Below are 19,260 nucleotides of genomic sequence, written 5' to 3' on the forward strand. Positions count from 1 at the left end.
CTTGACACTGAAGACAGGTCAGGGCTAATTGCAGGTTTCGATGAGACTGCTGCACGAAACCTAGTCACTAGGTGCAATGCGTAATTACAGACTCATCGAGACCAAAATCAAACCTGGAGGATTACCATGGGTTACAATGTTACCGTTGATACAGAGAAATGTACTGGCGACGCAGAATGCGTAGACGTATGTCCAGTTGAAGTTTTTGAAATGCAGGACGGCAAAGCTGAGCCAGCAAACGCAGACGAATGTCTCGGTTGTGAATCCTGTGTTGAAGTTTGTGAAGCAGACGCTATCGTTATTGAAGAAATGTAATTCAATACGTGCGTGTTTCGCATGCTTTGATTTTTGAACCGGACAGCGGGGAAACTCGCTGTCCGGTTTCATATATAGGGAGGGGGATACGGCCCCTATATATCAGCGTAAATTTGTTCAACAAACATCACGAGCAAAAAATTCCTTCCTGCTGCAACCGTTGGCGCTCAACGCCTTTATGCAATTTTTTTTATTCTGCTGCTGTTCTTCCCTTGCCAGTCGGGCGTTTCGTTACTAATAATTTGTAGCAAACGGGCACAACGTTGCGAATGCCTGTTTGTATACTACTTAGAATTTATTGCTCCAATCATAGTTATATAAAAAGGCTACCGATTCTGGACAGTTACATTGTCTATGGAGGTAGGGAGTTTTCTGATGAAATTGGATTTTTCTGAATTTTTTGCACAATACGAAGCACTTGTTGCTGAAGTAGATTCTGTTTTCAACCGTGTAGCCGACATGCACAGTGACTGTATCACCTGCGACACCGGTTGCAGCGACTGTTGTCACGCACTGTTCGACATCAGCCTGATTGAAGCGCTGTACATCAACCACAAATTTCTTGAACGCTACCCGTTCGGTGAAGAGCAGTCCAATATCGTCGGCGCAGCTAACGCAGCAGACCGTGCAATCTACAAGCGTAAACGCCAGTTATACCGTGATTCCATGAAAGGTGCTGACCCACGGGAATTGCTTGAAGCAATGGCAAAAGAACGCATTCGTTGTCCTCTGCTCAACGACGAAAATAAATGTCTTATGTACGAATTCCGTCCGATCACCTGTCGCTTATACGGCATCCCTACCAACATCGGCGGTAAAGCACACACCTGCGGACTTTCAAAATTTGAGCCGGGCAAACCGTACCCTACTGTATCTCTTGATACTATTCAGGACCGTCTTGGTAAAATCAGCCTTGAATTGTGTAAATCAATCAAGTCTAACTACAAAGAACTGCCTGGCGTATTTGTTCCTGTGTCCATGGCACTTATTACAAACTACGATGATGAATACCTTGGCCTGAAAGCGCCAAAGAAAAAGGGTAAGTAATGAGTATTTCTGCAAGTATGTATCGTACTGGTGCAGATCATGAACTGACACCGGAAGAAGAAGAACAAAAACGGTTTATGTACGACAATATGGCGCCACGTCGCCGTAAGTTCATTGACCGCATTGGATATGATAACTGGGATCCGTTCCCGAAACCGAACGATCCTATGGAATTGCGTATGGACATTTCCAAGCGCACCACACAGCAGCTCGTTCGCGAGTTTCTCCAGTCTCACAGAGGCCAGTATTCCAATGACTATGGTCGCGGCGCATTAGAGTCAGCTGTCGGCATTGTTAATAAGGATGAGAAGTACCGCGGCATTTTCGACTTCTGCGTTTGGTATTACAACCTCTTGATTGAAGAAGGGCATATAGATCATGACGACTAAAGAATTCGCAAGTATTGAAGAGTACGTTGCATTTTTACGTAAAGAGATTGATGAGAACCCGGAATGTGCTAACCACCACTACAACCTTGGTGTAGCACTGCTTTCCGTACGTGACTGGAACGGTGCCGAGGCTGCTTTCCTTGAGTGCATCCGTAACTCCAACCGTTTTGCTGAAGCATATGTACAGCTCGGCGGTATCTGCATGCAGCGTAACGACCTTGAAGGTTGCATGCAGTACAACAAAGAAGCTGCACAGTGCCGTGCTAAGTTCCCTGTACCTTGGGCAAACATGGCATTTGTTCATCTCCAGCAGGGTCAAGCTGAAGAAGCAATTAAATGTGCGATGAAAGCTCTCAGATGGGATCCCGACTTTGTTCAGGCTCAGGCTACTATCGCTTCTGCACACTACATGCTCGGTGAACTCGAAGAAAGTGAAACCGTATCCCTCAAAGCGATTGCAAAATACCCTTCTTTTGCTCCTGCATACAACAACCTTGCTCTTGTTGCTCTCGAGCGCGGTGACTTTGCAGTTGCTATTGAAAATGTAGACAAAGCAATCGAACTCGGCTTCGAAGTTGACCCTAACTTCCTCGCTGAGCTTGCACCGCATCGCGAAGCGTAAGCTTCACGCATATGTTGCGGAATATTCCGCGACGCAGTGTGTACCAAAGACGAATATCAAAGGCTGTTCCCGAAAGGGAGCAGCCTTTTTTTGTTATAATCAGTGGGGAAGCACTGCCACTGAGGCATACTGTTCACTACAGACACACAGCATGGAGAACAGTATGAATGACCACATAATTCTTGAAGACTTTTTTCAAGGCGAACTGGATTGTCACGGCGTGCTCATACGACGCAACGGCGATATCTGGCACCGTTTTGCAGGCTCCTTGAATGCGGAATGGACACCGGATGCAGACGGCATGCTCCGTGGCGTAATGCACGAAACAATAACATTCTCCTCCGGCGACACTCGCGAACGGATATGGAAACTGACCAAAGAAAACGAAAGCGGATATATTTCCACTGCTGATGATCTTGAAGGGTTAGCCACCATCACAATCCGCGGTTTTGAAGCGATTGCAATGTATCGCATGAAAATACCGACCCGTGCAAAAGAAGTGGTTGTTGATGTGGAAGATATGATGTGGCTTACCCCGGGAAATGTCATGATGAGCAAAGCAATTCTACGCAAACTTGGTGTGAGGATTGGAGAAATTATTACTGTTCTTGTTCCCGTAAAAAAGATCAACAGATAAAATTTATTTGAAATTAGCTACCGCAGTCCAAATAAAATGCAGCCCAAGGCACAACGTGCTTTGCGCTGCATTTTATTTTTTGTTCAATTCATTTCTAGCACTCTGTCATTCCTTGAAAAGAATGTGAGTAGTGAGTATCCTGCCCTGTCCGTGTGTTAATTTTGTTGATTTTTACATAATTGTATACAACAAAGAATCCATCAGCTTTTTACAAGGCAGGAGTGCTTTGCTTAACGTTACAAACCTATCCCATAATTTCGGATCATACTGGGCGTTGAAAAACTGCTCTTTTTCCTTAAAGAAAGGGGAGTTCCTTCTTCTTACCGGTTCATCCGGTGCAGGTAAAACAACGCTGCTGCGTTTGTTGTACGCATCTCTTCCGGTTATGCGTGGTAAGGTTAATGTTGCAGGGTATGATTTAAAAAACTTACCCGCACGACAAATTCCCAACCTGCGTCGAAGCGTGAGTGTTGTTTTTCAGGATTTTAAAATTCTGCCATACCGTACTGTGTACCAAAATGTTGCGATGGCGCTTGAAGTTCGAGGACTCAATCAGATTCATATAGATAGAAGAGTTCGTGCCGTTGTTCGCGGGTTAGGTCTTGAACCGCGCATCAACACCTTGTGCGGAGAACTTTCAGGCGGTGAGCAGCAACGTGTAGCTGTGGCCCGTTCCGTTGTGGTGAACCCTAAGATTCTTCTTGCTGATGAACCGACAGGGAACCTTGACGAAGAACTGGCAGCTCGCATGATGGGGATTTTCAAACAATTCCACATGCACGGAACAACTGTTGTTCTGGCTACACACAGCAGCGAGCTTGTACGGATGCATCCTGAGGCCAGACAACTCCGTCTTGAGCATGGAAAAATTGTCGCTGCAAACTGGCGCGGTGCGCAAATCTTTTCCGAAAAGATTAAAGAGGTGCATTCATAATGCGTGTCTTCTTTAAACTCATCAGACAAGGATTTCGTGACATTGCCCTGCATCCTTGGGCGCAACTGATGACGCTTCTTGCTGTATCGTTCATCACCTTTCTCGCCGGACTTATGCTGCTGTGCGTAAGCAATCTGGACACCGAGCTTAAGGTGACTCGAGGCGAAGTCGCTTTTCAGGTGTACTGGAATGAAAAGGCTTCTCCAAAAAAAGTAAAAGAAAGCTGGAAGACGTTGCAAAAAATGGATGGTGTTGTGGAGGTGCTTACCTACACTCCGGAAGAAGCGTTGAAGGATTTAGGCTCTACGCTCCCTAAAGGAAGTAAAGGTATGCTGCTGGCTGATAACAGCCCGCTCCCGTACACCGCAGTGCTCAAGTTTTCTCCGCGCAAAGGTGATGTAGCCGAATGGCAAAGCAAAACTCAGGCAGCACTGGAACGCATACCGGACGTTAAGACTGTCCGTTCCAGTAATCTGAAGGACGATGTCAGCCGTGCATGGCAAGAACTTTCAGACTCAATTACAATGCCTGTACTGGTCTTTTTAGCAGTTATCCTCTCCATTGCGGTAGGGAACACCATGAAGTTTTCACTCATCAGCAGAAAAGATGAAATTGAAATTCTCAAACTCGTGGGTGCTAAAAACTGGTATATTCGTACTCCCCTGCTTGTCGGCGGGGCACTGCTCGGCAGTGTGGGCGGCATCCTCGGTGTTGCCGGTCTGTACACGGCATGGTGGAATCTGAAAGACACGTTCAACTTTGCGCCGCTTCACTGGGAACTCCACTTCCTGCCTGTAGATCAAGCATTATTGCTGATAGTTATTCCGATGGTTGTCGGAAGTATCAGCAGCTGGGTTGCTGTACGTAGTTAATGCTGTGCATTGTTGCCAGCAGCACATATTTTTAGATTGACCAGAAACACTACAGGAAGCTTAACTATGCGTAGTAAAAAAATGACAGGCGGACTTGAAAAAGCGCCGCATCGCTCCTTACTGTATGCTCTCGGGCTTACACGCGAAGAAATTTCCCGCCCGCTTGTGGGTGTTGTTAACGCAGCCAACGAGGTGGTTCCCGGTCATATTCACCTAGATACCATCGCCGATGCTGTTAAAGCAGGCATCCGTGCCGCTGGCGGTACTCCTATGGAGTTCCCTGCTATTGCGGTCTGTGACGGCCTTGCCATGAACCATGAGGGCATGCGTTTCTCTTTACCGAGCCGCGAACTCATCGCCGACTCCATTGAGATTATGGCTACAGCCCATCCGTTTGATGCACTCGTCTTTATCCCGAACTGTGATAAATCTGTTCCTGGCATGCTCATGGCTATGCTGCGCATGAATATTCCGTCCGTCCTCGTAAGCGGTGGCCCGATGGCTGCCGGTACAACCAAAGGCGGGGGAGGCGCAGACCTCATCAACGTATTTGAAGGCGTTGGACAGGTTAAACTCGGCAAAATGACCGAAGAAGAGCTGGAAGACCTCTCCGAGACAGCATGTCCGGGCTGCGGTTCCTGTGCCGGTATGTTTACCGCAAACTCCATGAACTGCCTTTCCGAAACCATCGGCCTTGCTCTGCCGGGTAACGGGACAACACCAGCCACGTCTGCTGCGCGTATCCGCCTTGCAAAAACAGCAGGCTTCAAGGTTATGGAACTGCTTGAGAAGAACATCTGCCCGCGTGACATCGTAACAGAAGCGTCTGTATCCAACGCGATTTCCGCTGATATGGCACTTGGTTGCTCCACAAACACGGTACTGCACCTTCCGGCAGTATTCGGTGAAGCAAACCTCGATATTTCGCTCGAGCTGTTCGATAAAATCAGCAAAAAAACTCCGAACCTCTGCAAGCTTTCACCTGCAGGCGACCAATACATTCAGGATCTCCACAGAGCTGGCGGCATTCCGGCAGTACTTGCTGAATTACGCAAAAAAGACGCGCTCAATCTCGATGTAATGACTGTCACAGGTAAAACCCTCGGGGAAAACCTTGAGGAAATGAAAGCAACCAACTGTGACCCGACCGTTATCCGTCCGATTGAAGAGCCATATTCAGAAGAAGGCGGCATCGCTATCCTTTACGGTTCCCTTGCTCCACAAGGCGCTGTTGTAAAACAGTCTGCAGTAGCCCCTGAAATGATGGTGCGCACAGCAACCGCACGAGTCTTCAACTCAGAAGAAGATGCTTTTGAAGCCATTATGGCGCAGAAGATCAACAAAAGTGACGCTGTTATCATCCGCTACGAAGGCCCTAAAGGTGGCCCTGGCATGCGCGAAATGCTCTCACCGACAGCAGCAATTGCCGGTATCGGACTCGGTGCAGACGTTGCCCTGATCACAGACGGCCGATTCTCCGGCGGTACCCGTGGTGCAGCAATCGGCCACGTTTCTCCGGAAGCAGCAGACGGCGGCATGATCGCATTCGTAGAAGAAGGCGACAAAATCGAAATCAATATTCCAGAACGTAAACTCAACCTGCTCGTTGATGAAGCAACTATTGAAGAGCGTAAAAAGGGTTGGAAGCCTCTGGAAAAAGAAGTCACCTCTCCATTGCTCAAGCGCTACAGCCGTATGGTTAAAAGCGCTTCATCAGGAGCAGTATACAAATAAGCAGGCACGATGCCTCCCATAAGCCTCGTCGCTTATCTTCCATGACCTCTCGGTATATAAAGAAGGGCTGCCCTGAAATCAGGACAGCCCTTCTTTTTAATGACACCCCACATATTGCAGCATCATTACAAAAAATTTCTCGAACAGGTCATGTGCTCGCATATGTCTACCTATGCCTCACTCATGACGCTGCCTTTCATCGTTAGTGTGCGTTTACAAGAGTCTCTAGTTGCTTTTTGCTTATCATAACAGTGCGCCCTTCTTCCCATTGAGGGCAATACACCATTGAAAAGCTACCAAGCGGCGATATGCGTATCAATTCTATATCTTCATTAGTTAGGCGCACTCCACTAGCTGGTACTAAGGGACTTAAAATAAGGCCTTCTTCATCACACGCTGCACCGCTGTAATAGGAACCAGCAAAGAGTCCAAAACTGCAAAATGAGACTATGCAGCTAACAATAAATAAACATACGTTAAGTAAAGTAGGCGACCCTAACACCAAACTAAATTGTAGTCTTATAACAGAACCATATAGTATCGTAAAAAAAATTCCGTTTCCCCATCTTCCCAACCGACTTGAATAGACAACAGTGCCCTTTCCTGTCCATCCATATGCCTTGAGAAAAAACATTGTAGCTTTTTCTTGCAAGTTAACTCCAGCCACACGTAAACAGATGCTACTTAATATAATAAAGAAAAAAAGCTCAGCTGGTATCAGTAATAGGACTGCAATAACAATATCTCTAATTACCATAACCACTTCTCCTCATGGTCGGTGAATTCCCACATTGCTCACACATCCGAGTTCATCTACTTTTTCTCACGTCCAAGATAGAACAGAAGAAAAGCGATCATCGCAAAGAAAAAATTTCCTCCTACGACCAGCCAAATTGCAGCAGTATACAAGTTTATCATTATGCAAAAGATAAGAAGATAAACTCCACTAAGCGATATAGTTAAGGGAACCCAATACCGCATTCTTTCATATGGCAAAAACATAGAGGCAACGCACATAAATACGATAACAGTATTGCCATACGTCATGAGCCCAAATTCACCACCGTCCTTTTCTAATTAAAGCGGATAGTTTGGATGAGCCACAACATAAATGTGAGAGTTGTAACGTACCCTAGAACTCTTGAAATTTTTCTCATAGCTGCCAATCAAGTGAGCTGTCTTTCATAATCAATATGCGTTTATGAGGTGTTCAAGCTGCTTTTTGCTTACCATTACAGTGCGCCCTTCTTCCCATTGAGGGCAATACACCATTGAAAAAGTACCTAATGACGTTATCCTCAGCAGTTTCTTTTCGTTATTAGGTAGGCGTACTCCACTAGCTGGTACTAACGGGCTTAGAATAAGTCCTTCTTCGTCACACGCTACACCGCTGTAATAGGAACCAGCAAAAAGCCCAAAACTGCAAAATGAAACTATGCAGCTAACAATAAATAAGCATACGTTAAGTAAAGTAGGTCCCCCTAACACCAAACCTAATTGTAGGATTATAACAGAGCCATATATTATCGTAAAAAGAACTCCGTTTCCCCATCTTCCCAACCGACTTGAATAGACAACAGTGCCTTTTCCTGTCCATCCATATGCCTTGAGAAAAAACATTGTGGCTTTTTCCTGCAAGCTAACTCCAGCCACACGTAAACAGATGCTACTTAATATAATAAAGAAAAAAAGTGCAGTAGGAATAAGAAATAAAAATGCCATAATGGCTTCATAAAGATCCATAAAAGTCTCCTTCGTCTCCTAACTATCTCCCCCTTAAAGAATCACCATTCGGACCTAAAATTTTGAAACTATCTCGTAGTAGCTGAGAGTAGCTTGAATAGTTCTTCACATTCTTGGAAGACATGAAATCTGAGAACCGTGACAGCCTACTTGCATCTCCATCTTGATCTAAGTCTCTATCGAACGCTTCTTCAATCAAGTTTACAAGTGGTGTTGTTGGGGTGAATTTATCAAAAAAAGATATGGCATCATCAAACCCTCGCCCTAAACCACCTGCCCGCTTTTTAAGATAGCTTGCGTCAATCCCCCCTCCCTTCAGCCCCAGAGGATCAACCAGATTCACAGGATCATCCAAACAATACCCATATACATCTGCGTCACCACCATGACGACCTAGCGGATCTTGCTGAATAAAGAAACCAGTTGCTGGATCATAGTCACGGAATAAGAAATGGACTAACCCTGTATCATCATCTAGCTGTCCGCCGCCGAAACTGATCATTGCCACAGTAGCAAATTTGTTATGCGACAATCGCCTGCCAAAGCTGTCCGTCTCTTCAATGTGGACGACGCTACCAGCTTCGTCAGCAATAGCTAATAATGTTCCAACATGGTTATATGCTAGGAAATATTCTTTTCCATTGCATGAAAGAGATGCTGGCTGCAATCGGTTTTTTTCTGATTCCTCATAATTGAACACAACATGATTTTTATCATCCCCTGTGCATGCAGCTTGAAGACAAAGCATATCTTTCCAGCAATATTTTTCTGTAACGTTCCCGTTTACAAGCTTTGAAGAACGTCTTCCTAACGGGTCATAGGTATATGTGATACAGCGACTATCAGGTAAACATATTCGTTCAAGGAAGCCATAGGTGTTATAGCCAAAGGTTGTCACCCTTGAGCCTCCGCGTTTTTGAACAACTCTTCCTCTATCATCATACACAAAGGTAATATTACCTTTGAGACTTCTCACCTGCTCAAGCTGTGATAAATAGTTGAACACATACCGAGTCCCATTCAATTCCCATAACCTTTCGCCACGCGAACCGTATTGATATTGCTCTGAAAGAACGCCATCAGTTTTGACGGCAGCTAACCGTCCTTTATTATCATACGCATATTCAAGCACCTTCTTCTTGTGATTAAATATGGTATTGCATCGTGTAATTTGTCCTTCATCATTCCGAAATAACTCCATTACTCCAAAAACAATGCCTTTAGGTGTTGCAAAGTCTGTTCTTTGATATTTCAAAATATTATCAGGCGTCATATCTATCTTGTCATCAGCACCTGCTTGGGTAATGGCTTCTCTCCCCATACTTCTTGATATTGGCTGTCGAAAAACTTCCCTGCGTAAAAATGCTTCTGTGGTCATTGCTTTTGGCTGCTGCATAAGCTCTCTCCTGAAAATGAGTTTGAGCTAACTTACATAGCGATTATTTTAACCTCGCTCTGAAGCAGGCGTGAACTTCTCCTCACAATGGTTCCACCGCTACCTGCCAAAGCTAGACAGTCATTTTATACATTAATTGCTAACTACAAAAAAAGAGTGACATGCTCGCCACTCTTCAGTTGGGTCACTCTACTTCAAAAATGAAAGCAAAGACTATTCACTCTTTTTATAGTGAACAAACAAATGTTCACTTTATCACTTGAAATAGAAAAAGGTAGCACATGGCCACCTTTGTTAGTTTCATTGGATTAGGAACTTATATGAAAGGATTCGAATATAGATAAAACACAGATGCAAAGCTGTATCTGCTACTCCTTCTTTTCTTTTAACCTTTGTTCTTCAAGATGGTCATACAAGAAGAAAACTTTTGGTTTTATCTTTGGGCATACCTTCTGTGCTGCTTTCAGTGCTTTTTTCTTAGTTTTCATAAAAAGAATAAGCTGCCTTGAGTTGATGGTAGTTTGGTACGGTGCGTCACTCTTTATCACCCCTAAAGGCGTCAGCAAAAGGATCGGGTTCTTAATAACATATGTTCCATCAGGCTTAACTGCTGTAATGATGGATTTAGCAGCAGCTTTGTTATACTTTGTAGCTGATTCTTGGTTTAACCACAGCGTAATAAAATAAACATACGGATCTTTTTCTATAATAATATTTAAATCCGATGACTTAATCTGATCAACAGAAATCTTTGTAACATTGTCGCATGAAATGGGAATAGTTACTTCTGCACATGCCAGCGAACTCGAAAGAGCTAAGAGTAATAATGCAATGATATAGTTCATAGTTAATTTGTAATATTGTAGGTGAAAGTACAATTATCAACTCCATCAGTCATTATATCAACTTGCCATGTAAGGGGGAGTTCTCCAAATTTAGTAAAATGATAAGTCCGCGATGAGTTAGGTAACATGTGTCCTGTTTGAGTATGCTGTGAGCCATCAACCCAAATATGTGCACCTCCTGCCATTGGACCAAGACTCCTAATAAAGACGTTAATACTTTGGCCAGCAGTAAATTGTTCTGAAGCTGTATCACGCCATCCATCAATTTTTCCGAATCTTCCAACGAGAATAGATCCTTCTACCATTTCACACTTGCAATTGGGATGTGGACGCTCTGGTTTTTCCCAATGAACTCCTTGCCCCATTGCTTGGCATTTTTCACATGCCCCTTCGTTGGGGATAACTTTCCAATATTGCGTTTGCAAATTATTTCTACGAGTTCTGGTGTCTGAGCCAGATGAGTCATGGGATTTAAAAACTTCTTTTCTCATAAACTCTTCAGTGGTCATTGCTTGAATTGAGCTAGGCATGAAATCTCCTGACATTATTTACTGCTAATTCGTTATTTATATTTTTCTAATAGTATTTCGTTGTGCTAATAATAATATCATTAGCAAGTATATCAAACTGATACGAGGCAGGCGCTAGCTAGGTATTACAATGACCTTACGGTAACGTTAGAAATATTGACGGTATGTGAATCCTATCCTTAGCCATTCGGCATAAAAAAAGAGTGGAATGGAGCCACTCTTCAATTGGGTTTTCTATTTCATTGATGCAATGCACTCGTATACTGGAGAACAATACAAAATGTTCCCGCCACCACTGTCACCTACCATGCAACAGGAACGCGGACTTTTTGCTTAGCTTTATTCGTAAACAATAAGTAACCATGCTCCTTGCCATACCTGTATAGATCACGGGTAATGCGCACATCCGCTTCACAATAAGTTGCAATTTCTTCAATTTTGCCCTCTTTCCACCATTTCAGTGCCTGCAGTCCGTCAGCAGATTTCGGAGCATCAAGAGTTGCAGAACCCAAGTTGTCCAAAGACACCCGATAGTTTAGACGCTTGCGAATTTCATCCAGCAAATCGAGAGTAGGAAGCGACTTCAAATTATAGTCCGCATAGGCTGAAAGCACTTTGTAATCAAAGCGAATAATATTGAATCCGATAATGCAGTCAAAATCTTTCAGATGTTCCAAAAGCTCCGGCATATCTTCTTCCATGTAATGGATAAAGGCATCTTCCTTGGAGTCATACAGCACAGCTACGGAAACCCGCATCAAGTCAGCCCGATGCCAGCCACCAACCTCCTGTGCTGATCGCTGTGTTTCAATATCCAGCACTGCATAGCGGCGAGGATTTCCCTCATTATCAACGTTCGATTGAGGCTGAGAGTCTTTTGGAATCTCAGGCGTTACTTTCCTACCGGAATCCACCGTCAGCACCTTTGAAGAAAACGTGCCGGAAGATGCGGAAAGCTGCCCAAGCGGCTCCACTGTAAAAACTTTATCGGCAGGTGGAGTACCCTCTCCCTTTGCCATTTCTTGAAGAAGAAAAATACTGCCCGCCTTATCAATAGGGCGGTTACCGGAACCACACTTTGGAGAATGCACACAACTTGGGCAACCAAGCTCACAGCCGCAATCACGGACTACTGCAAGGGTTCGCTCAAACACTTCGTGCGCCATAGTAAACGCATGGCGGGTCAGCCCAGCTCCACCTTCCATTCCGTCATAGACAAACACTGCCGGTTTCCCCACTTGAGCATGCATAGGCGTAGAAATCCCACCAAGATCATTACGATCTGTAAGCACAAGAATAGGTAAAATCCCGATCATGGCATGCTCCAGCGCATGAATGGAACCCATAAAATGCAGAAACTCATCTTCTACTGCACGCTGCACGCCGAGCGGTACTTCAAACCAGATGCCCTCGGTCTCAAACACAAGCGGCGGGATATCCAGCGGAGTAATACCAAGCAACTTTCCGCCCTGCACACTTCGTTTTTCAAAACCGCTGATAATCTCTGTTACCCGCAACTTGCCAAAACACATGCGGGTTCCCCACACGAGTGTCTGGTCAACCACTTCAAGAATCTCTGTACTCTTATTGCTGCGGATACGGGTGTAGTAGTTCACACGCCCTTTTTTAGCCTTTGCAGTGCGAGTTCCAAAATCAAGTTCAGTAATTGACCACGTCTGTCCTTTATGAAGATACACAGCGCCGGGGTGCGTTTCTTTGAACGCTTTCACGCCATCAACGCTACCAATGACAGTTCCGTCCTCTGACTCAATATGGAACGTATTACCCGCGCCGCGAAGATCGACATGCCTATGCGGTCGTTTTTTTGCCGCAAAAATGGTTGTACCAGCAGCATCGCGCAGCAACAGCCCTGTTTGCTCCAACTCGAGTATTGCTGCTTGCACTTCAGGTTCCTGCACCCATTCTTCAGAGGCACGCAAGGTAAGCTCAGCAGCTGCGCATTCTAGATGCCGTTTCAAAATAACAGGGTTATGCGGATTCAGCACTGCTGACTCAGGAGGACGGGAAAAAAATTCTTTGGGATGCCGCATAAAATACTGATCAAGGGCATCCTCACCAGCTACCAATACTACAGCAGATTCCTGCTTTTTGCGTCCTACACGGCCACCTCGCTGTAACGTGGACATAATAGAACCAGGATATCCGACGAGGATACATAAATCCAACGCGCCAATGTCAATCCCGAGTTCCAGCGCACTGGTGGAAATAACTGCGAGCAATTCACCGCTGGACATTTTCTGTTCAATCTCGCGCCGTTCTTCAGGTAAAAAACCTGCCCGATACGCGGAAATCCTGTCCTTGAAGGCACCGGATTTCTGTCCCGCCCACATGCTTATAAGCTCCGTCATCTTACGGGACTGCGTATACACAATAGTGCGCATATTGCGCATCAAGGCAGACTTGAGCAAAGAAATAGCAGCAGAAGAAGGACTCTGATGAGGATCCATGAACACAAAATGTCGTTTACCCTGTGGTGCGCCGCTTTCTGTAATAACTGTGGGGGTAATGCCGGTCAGATTCTCGCAAAGCTCGGCAGGATTCCCCACCGTGGCAGAACAAAAAATAAAGGTCGGAGTGATGCCGTACTGTTTGCACACACGCAGCAGCCTTCGGAAAAGCTGTCCCATATGAGAACCCATAACTCCACGGTAGGTGTGCACTTCATCCACAACAACAAACTGCAGGGATGCTAAAAATTCTATCCATTGTTCATGGTGAGGCAACATCGACAAGTGCAGCATCTCAGGGTTCGTCATCAAAACCGTAGGCGGCTTTGTACGAATCTTCTTTCGGAAATGAGGCGTGGTATCCCCGTCATAGATGGCTGCCTCAGGACGAGCCTCTTTAGGCCAATGCGCAGTAAGGGACTGGAACGTTTTATGTTGATCCTGTGCCAGTGCTTTAAGAGGGAACAGGTAAAGCCCTCTGGCATCAGGGTCTTGTAAAAAGCGCTCGATAACCGGCAGGTTGTAGACAAGGCTTTTACCGCTTGCGGTAGGAGTGGCAACAACCACGTGCCTGCCAGCCCGAATATGATCTGTAGCAAGTGTCTGGTGCGCATACAGGCTATTAATCCCCTGCATGGCAAGCAAGTCCTTAATAGCCTGCGGCCACGGACGGCGATTTTCAGCATGCACAGCCTCCACATCCGGCAGAACTTTGTGGTATACCACCTGATCTCCCAGACGTTCTGACTCGCGCAACGCCTCAACATATTCCGCTACAATATCCTTATCCTCGTACATACGCCCGACCATGCTGCGCACCCTTTTGAAAGTCAATCAGCAAACAGTGAAATGCCGTAAAAAAACACCCTCCACATCTTCATGCAAGTGCAGAAGCAAAAAAATAACTGTAACACTCCGATTTGCTATTTCTTTTCACTTTACCCATACCAAACAGACAAAGCTTGCAAAGCAAGGGTATTTCTTTTAGGAACTACGCAAAAGAGAGCAACATTCGGGAGAGAGTGCTTATGAGACGTTTTCATTTATTGCTACTGCTTTCAGTAGCAACAATCATTTTTACTGCAGCACCGGCCTTGGCAGCCGACTCAAGCAAAGGCGCTGCAAACTCACAAATTTTTGGATTCTGGACACTGGTTCCGCCACTGGTAGCAATCGTACTTGCATTTATCAGCCGTAACGTTGTCCTGTCCTTGTTCCTTGGTGTCTTTTCCGGCGCAATGATGCTGGAAACAAAAGGCTTCAATATCTACAGCGGTGTTATCGGTTCTTTTCACCGTGTATCCAACGAAATTTTAGGTTCGCTTGCTGACTCTTGGAACGCAGGTATTGTATTACAGTGCCTTGCCATCGGCGGTCTTATTGCCGTTGTTTCCAAAATGGGCGGCACCCTTGCAGTTGCAGAAGCACTTGCAAAAAAAGCAAAAGGCCCGCGCAGTGCCCAGTTCTTCACATGGCTCATGGGTCTGGTAATCTTCTTTGATGATTACGCAAACTCACTGACCGTAGGCCCTATCATGCGCCCGGTTACTGACCGCATGCGCGTTTCCCGCGAAAAGCTTGCTTTCATCATCGATGCTACAGCAGCACCTATCGCAGGTATCGCCCTTATTTCCACATGGGTTGCGTACGAAGTAGGTCTTATCAAAGACGGTTTTGAGCAGATCGGTATCCAGATGAACGCATACGGTGCATTTGTTGAAACCATTCCGTACCGTTTCTACAACATCTTTATCCTGTTCTTCGTACTCGCAGGCATTATGCTGCTTCGCGAATTCGGCCCAATGCTGAAAGCTGAAGAACGCGCACGCAAGCACGGTAAGGTTCTTGCGGACAATGCCAACCCTATGGCTTCTGAAGAAACAACACAGCTCGAGCCGGGCGCACACGTTGTTCCTTCCATCTGGAACGCAATTATCCCGATCGGCACCCTTATTGTTACTGCCTTCCTCGGCTTCTACTTTAATGGTCTCAGCGCGATCGACAACGCAGAACTGCTCGCTAAAATCAACGAATCTCCGTTGAGCTTCTTTGCAATCCGCGAATGCTTCGGTGCATCCGACGCTTCCGTAGTTCTTTTCCAGGCTGCGCTTCTCGCGGGTATCGTGTCCATGGCTATGGGCGTATGCAAAAAAATCTTCAGCATTGAAGAAGCTATCACAACATGGATTCTCGGTATCAAGTCCATGAACATCACTGCAGTTATCCTGCTCCTCGCATGGTCCCTTTCCGGTATCATCAAAGAGCTTGGTACTGCTATGTGGCTCGTGAGCGTTCTTTCTGACACCCTGCCTGCATTCCTGCTGCCGTCCATTATCTTCATCCTCGGTTCCATCATCTCCTTTGCGACAGGAACCTCATACGGCACAATGGGTATCCTCATGCCACTGGCAATCCCGCTGGCATGGGCTATCAACCCGGATCAGGCATACCTGCTCCTCAACGTAGGTGCAGTTCTTACAGGTGCTATCTTCGGTGACCACTGCTCACCAATCTCCGATACCACCATCCTGTCTTCCATGGGTTCCGCATGTGACCACATTGATCACGTCCGCACCCAGCTGACATACGCAGTAGCCGTAGGTGCAGTATCCATCCTCTTCGGCTTCCTCCCTGCAGGTCTCGGTCTCTCTCCTGTGATCACCCTGCCTGTAGGTCTCGCTGCTGTTCTCGGCATGCTCTACCTCTTTGGTAAAAAGCTGCCTGAAACAAATTAGTCAGCCTGCATATAGTAATACGAAAACCCTCGACAGAATATCTGTCGAGGGTTTTTCTTTTATCGGGCTACAGTGAAGTGGCTCCGACGGGCAGGAGGGCGTTGCCCCCTGCACCCCCACAAGGGGACACGTCCCCTTGACCCCGTATATACGCGAGTTACACTCAGTAGTTACAACGTTGAAAGCCGCGTAGTGGGCTACCTTTCTGTATAAAAAGCAGATCGCATTTAAGGGGCAGCCTAAGGGCAGAGAAAATCCTTATTTCCAGATTGGCGTAACCACTATGCAGCATAGGAATTATAAAAAGTCTAGAGTAAAGCCTACATAACATCTGTCTCACCTGACTGATCGGAATATCAAGCAAGTTTTAACTACCGAAGCTACAACAGCCTTTTCCTTTCGTTATGGAAAGGTAGCCTGTTCACGGCTTCCTGCGTCATAAATAACGGGCAGATTCGCGTATACTCGGGGTCAAGGGGCAAGCCCCTTGCGGGTGCAGGGCAGAGCCCTTGCCCGCCGGAGGCAAAAAAATCCCGCAACCAAACACTATACGAACCATCCTACGAATTATTCAGCAGCCATTGTCTGCCATAGGCAGCCTGCCCAAGCGAAATGCATCCATCGTTAGGCGGTAGCTGAATATGTTGGATAACGTTCAACCCCTTTGCAGCGAGTGCTTTAGGAAGCTCCGTTCCTATTGTGAAACTCTGCAATACTCCGCCAGAAAGAGCAATTGTGTCGATACCGGTTGTGCTGGCAGCATATTCTGCTAATGCAGCGCACCCTTGAACAAGCCCGAGATGGAACTTGCGGGAAATGGCTCCCACTGCTTCGCCACGCTCCCAATCCTGATAGCACTGAAGGAATAGCTGAACAGTATCAAGCTGAAGGACATCATCAGACTCCACCAGCGGGCAATCATATGCGTCAGTTATGGACAAGTCCTGTGCATCTTCCAAGAGTATTGCTGCTTCACCTTCATAGGTAACTGTATGACAAAGCCCGAGCATGGCCGACACCGCATCAAAGAGACGTCCGCACGAAGATGTTAGGGGCGTATTGATATTGCGCACCAGTAACTGTGGCAGAAACTCGGACTGCTGGCTAAACTCATCCAGCCATGTCCATTGCTTGTCAGAAGCTGTAATTCCCAACTTCCACAAAATACCCTGTGCAATACGCCACGGCTCATGGATAGCTGTTTCGCCCCCAGGAAGCGGTATGTGGGCAAGCCTTCCAAGTCTGTTATGCTCAAGGGATACGTTATCCACCTGAAGTAGCTCACCGCCCCATATCATTCCGTCTTCTCCGTATCCTGTCCCGTCCAGAGCGAGGCCTAAGGCAGTTCCTGTAAATTTGTTTTCCGCCAGCACGCTGAAAATATGTGCAGCATGATGCTGAAGCCCCAGCACAGGAATATCGTGTTCTTTTCCATACTCACGGGCAAAACGGGTTGTCATGTAATCAGGATGCAGATCATGGACAACAGCCTCTACACTCACTTCCAGAATTTGCGGTAAAAACTCCGCAATCTCTTCATAAAAGGAATAGACTTCGAGATTCTGCATATCCCCAATATGCTGGGAGACAAATGCTTCATTATCACGCGTGAAGCACAGCGTGTTTTTTAATTCAGGCCCTACACCGAGTACTGACGGTGCAGTATCTGCCATAAACACAGGGCGCGGCGCAAAACCACGTGCGCGCCTGAAAAACTGCGGCTTACCCGTATCTTGCTGCACACGGACAACCGAGTCATCAACGCGCACAAGAATATCGCGGTTATGCAACAGGAAAATATCTGCAAGAGAATGCAGGCGCTTCAAAGCTTCACGGTTGCCAAGCGCAATCGGCTCACTGCTCATATTACCGGAAGTCATGACTAGAACAGGCAGCTGTGATGTCTTTTGCGCGTAGTACTTGAAAAGCACATGATGCAGAGGAGTATACGGCAGCATTATGCCTACATATTGTGTTCCCGGATTCAAGGAAGCTGCAAGCGGCGCATCACTTCGCTGTTTACACAGCACGATCGGACGCTCCTTGCTAAGCACTAGTGCCTCTTCATCCGTTGAGATATCAGCAATGGCACGGGCAGTTTCAATATCTTTCACCATCACTGCAAGCGGCTTGCCCCAGCGATTTTTGCGGGTACGCAAGGTTTCAATAGCCTGTTGCCCTTGAGAACCTGTTGCCATGCAAACCAGATGAAACCCGCCAAGTCCCTTAACAGCCGCAATCTTGCCATCTGCCAGCCTTTGAGCGGTCTGCACAATGGCCTCAGTTCCACGACACAACTCTACACCGTCTGGCTCACTCAGCCACACATACGGCCCGCACACATCACATGCATTAGGCTGTGCATGAAATCTTCTATCCAACGGGTCTTCGTATTCTGTTTTACAATCAGGACACAGGGGAAAACAGGACATAGATGTTTTTGCCCTGTCATATGGAATGGAGCGAGTAATCGTGTACCGCGGCCCGCAGTTGGTGCAGTTGGTAAAAGGATACTCATACCTGCGATTTTCAGGATCAGACATGTCACGGAGACAGTCAGCACAAGTCGCTACGTCGGCACTGATGAGAACGCGGTTCCCCTCCTTGCCTTCGCTTGCCAAAATTGTGAACTCTTTTTCACCGTCAACAACGGAAAGCTCTTCCTCTGTTTTGGAAGTCACCTCCGCCAGCGGCGGCAGTTTGTCTACCAAGTCAAATGCGAAACCGGCTAGTGTTGCTTCGTCTCCCTGCACCTCAATAAACACTCCGTCAGAAGTATTACTGACAGTACCTGTCACCTTATTATCCAAGGCAATCCGGTACACAAAAGGACGAAAACCAACACCTTGAACCTGACCAGTAATGATATAGCGCTTGCGGTATAGAGTATGAGTCATGCAAAACTATACCCCAAATATATATGCGAGAAAAGAGAACGGGTGTGCTCAAACCTCGAACTCATTTTTTGCAAAAATGTTATTTTGCGTAAGGGG

At 46.4% G+C, this 19,260-nt stretch carries 16 protein-coding genes; 9 read left to right on the forward strand and 7 right to left on the reverse strand.

Annotation, left to right across the window (positions count from 1 at the left end):
- Positions 1–126: 126 nt before the first annotated feature.
- From SP90_RS12860 to ilvD, 8 genes are all read left to right on the forward strand, one after another.
- Positions 127–315, forward strand: a complete 189-nt coding sequence (locus SP90_RS12860; protein ID WP_066856980.1) for a ferredoxin — start codon at positions 127–129, stop codon at positions 313–315.
- Positions 316–690: 375 nt separating this feature from the next.
- Positions 691–1,362: a YkgJ family cysteine cluster protein gene (locus SP90_RS12865; RefSeq protein WP_066856983.1), complete on the forward strand. Its 672-nt coding sequence runs from the start codon at positions 691–693 to the stop codon at positions 1,360–1,362.
- Positions 1,362–1,751 carry a hypothetical protein gene (locus SP90_RS12870; protein WP_066856985.1) on the forward strand — a complete coding sequence of 130 codons (390 nt, stop codon included), beginning with the start codon at positions 1,362–1,364 and terminating at the stop codon, positions 1,749–1,751. The genes SP90_RS12865 and SP90_RS12870 overlap by 1 nt, the downstream gene beginning before the upstream one ends.
- A complete protein-coding gene (locus SP90_RS12875; protein WP_066856987.1) occupies positions 1,741–2,373 on the forward strand; it encodes a tetratricopeptide repeat protein in 633 nt (210 codons plus the stop codon). The genes SP90_RS12870 and SP90_RS12875 overlap by 11 nt, the downstream gene beginning before the upstream one ends.
- Positions 2,351–3,010, forward strand: a complete 660-nt coding sequence (locus SP90_RS12880) for a DUF3833 family protein (protein WP_269449361.1) — start codon at positions 2,351–2,353, stop codon at positions 3,008–3,010. The genes SP90_RS12875 and SP90_RS12880 overlap by 23 nt, the downstream gene beginning before the upstream one ends.
- 226 nt (positions 3,011–3,236) lie before the next feature.
- Positions 3,237–3,944 carry a cell division ATP-binding protein FtsE gene (ftsE, locus tag SP90_RS12885; protein WP_066856991.1) on the forward strand — a complete coding sequence of 236 codons (708 nt, stop codon included), beginning with the start codon at positions 3,237–3,239 and terminating at the stop codon, positions 3,942–3,944.
- Positions 3,944–4,816: a cell division protein FtsX gene (locus SP90_RS12890; RefSeq protein ID WP_066856992.1), complete on the forward strand. Its 873-nt coding sequence runs from the start codon at positions 3,944–3,946 to the stop codon at positions 4,814–4,816. Before ftsE ends, SP90_RS12890 begins: the two co-directional genes overlap by 1 nt.
- A 66-nt stretch (positions 4,817–4,882) precedes the next feature.
- Positions 4,883–6,550 carry a dihydroxy-acid dehydratase gene (gene ilvD / locus SP90_RS12895; RefSeq protein WP_066856993.1) on the forward strand — a complete coding sequence of 556 codons (1,668 nt, stop codon included), beginning with the start codon at positions 4,883–4,885 and terminating at the stop codon, positions 6,548–6,550.
- A gap of 202 nt (positions 6,551–6,752) precedes the next feature.
- On the opposite strand, the gene SP90_RS12900 is transcribed toward ilvD, so the two are convergent.
- The 6 genes from SP90_RS12900 to SP90_RS12930 all read right to left on the reverse strand — a co-directional run bounded on the left by SP90_RS12900 (position 6,753) and on the right by SP90_RS12930 (position 14,342).
- Complete coding sequence (locus SP90_RS12900) at positions 6,753–7,307, reverse strand: hypothetical protein (RefSeq protein ID WP_066856994.1); 555 nt, start codon at positions 7,305–7,307, stop codon at positions 6,753–6,755.
- Between the two features lie 431 nt (positions 7,308–7,738).
- Positions 7,739–8,293: a hypothetical protein gene (locus SP90_RS12910; RefSeq protein ID WP_066856998.1), complete on the reverse strand. Its 555-nt coding sequence runs from the start codon at positions 8,291–8,293 to the stop codon at positions 7,739–7,741.
- A gap of 22 nt (positions 8,294–8,315) precedes the next feature.
- Positions 8,316–9,689 (reverse strand): RHS repeat domain-containing protein, encoded by a 1,374-nt coding sequence (locus SP90_RS12915; protein ID WP_066857001.1) that lies wholly within the window; start codon positions 9,687–9,689, stop codon positions 8,316–8,318.
- A 368-nt stretch (positions 9,690–10,057) separates the two neighbouring features.
- Positions 10,058–10,534: a hypothetical protein gene (locus SP90_RS12920; RefSeq protein ID WP_066857004.1), complete on the reverse strand. Its 477-nt coding sequence runs from the start codon at positions 10,532–10,534 to the stop codon at positions 10,058–10,060.
- 2 nt (positions 10,535–10,536) lie between these two features.
- The gene (locus tag SP90_RS12925; protein WP_066857007.1) at positions 10,537–11,064 is read right to left on the reverse strand and encodes a hypothetical protein; all 528 of its coding nucleotides are present in this window, start codon (positions 11,062–11,064) and stop codon (positions 10,537–10,539) included.
- 302 nt (positions 11,065–11,366) lie between these two features.
- Positions 11,367–14,342 (reverse strand): DEAD/DEAH box helicase, encoded by a 2,976-nt coding sequence (locus tag SP90_RS12930; RefSeq protein WP_231895570.1) that lies wholly within the window; start codon positions 14,340–14,342, stop codon positions 11,367–11,369.
- A 218-nt stretch (positions 14,343–14,560) separates the two neighbouring features.
- On the opposite strand from SP90_RS12930, the gene SP90_RS12935 reads away from it, so the two are divergent.
- Positions 14,561–16,267 (forward strand): Na+/H+ antiporter NhaC family protein, encoded by a 1,707-nt coding sequence (locus SP90_RS12935; RefSeq protein WP_066857010.1) that lies wholly within the window; start codon positions 14,561–14,563, stop codon positions 16,265–16,267.
- A gap of 560 nt (positions 16,268–16,827) precedes the next feature.
- Here the strand turns inward: SP90_RS12935 and hypF are convergent.
- A complete protein-coding gene (gene hypF / locus SP90_RS12940) occupies positions 16,828–19,164 on the reverse strand; it encodes a carbamoyltransferase HypF (RefSeq protein WP_066857013.1) in 2,337 nt (778 codons plus the stop codon).
- Positions 19,165–19,260 lie beyond the last annotated feature (96 nt).

The organism is Halodesulfovibrio spirochaetisodalis, from assembly GCF_001672295.1.
Taxonomy (GTDB): Bacteria; Desulfobacterota; Desulfovibrionia; order Desulfovibrionales; family Desulfovibrionaceae; genus Halodesulfovibrio; species Halodesulfovibrio spirochaetisodalis.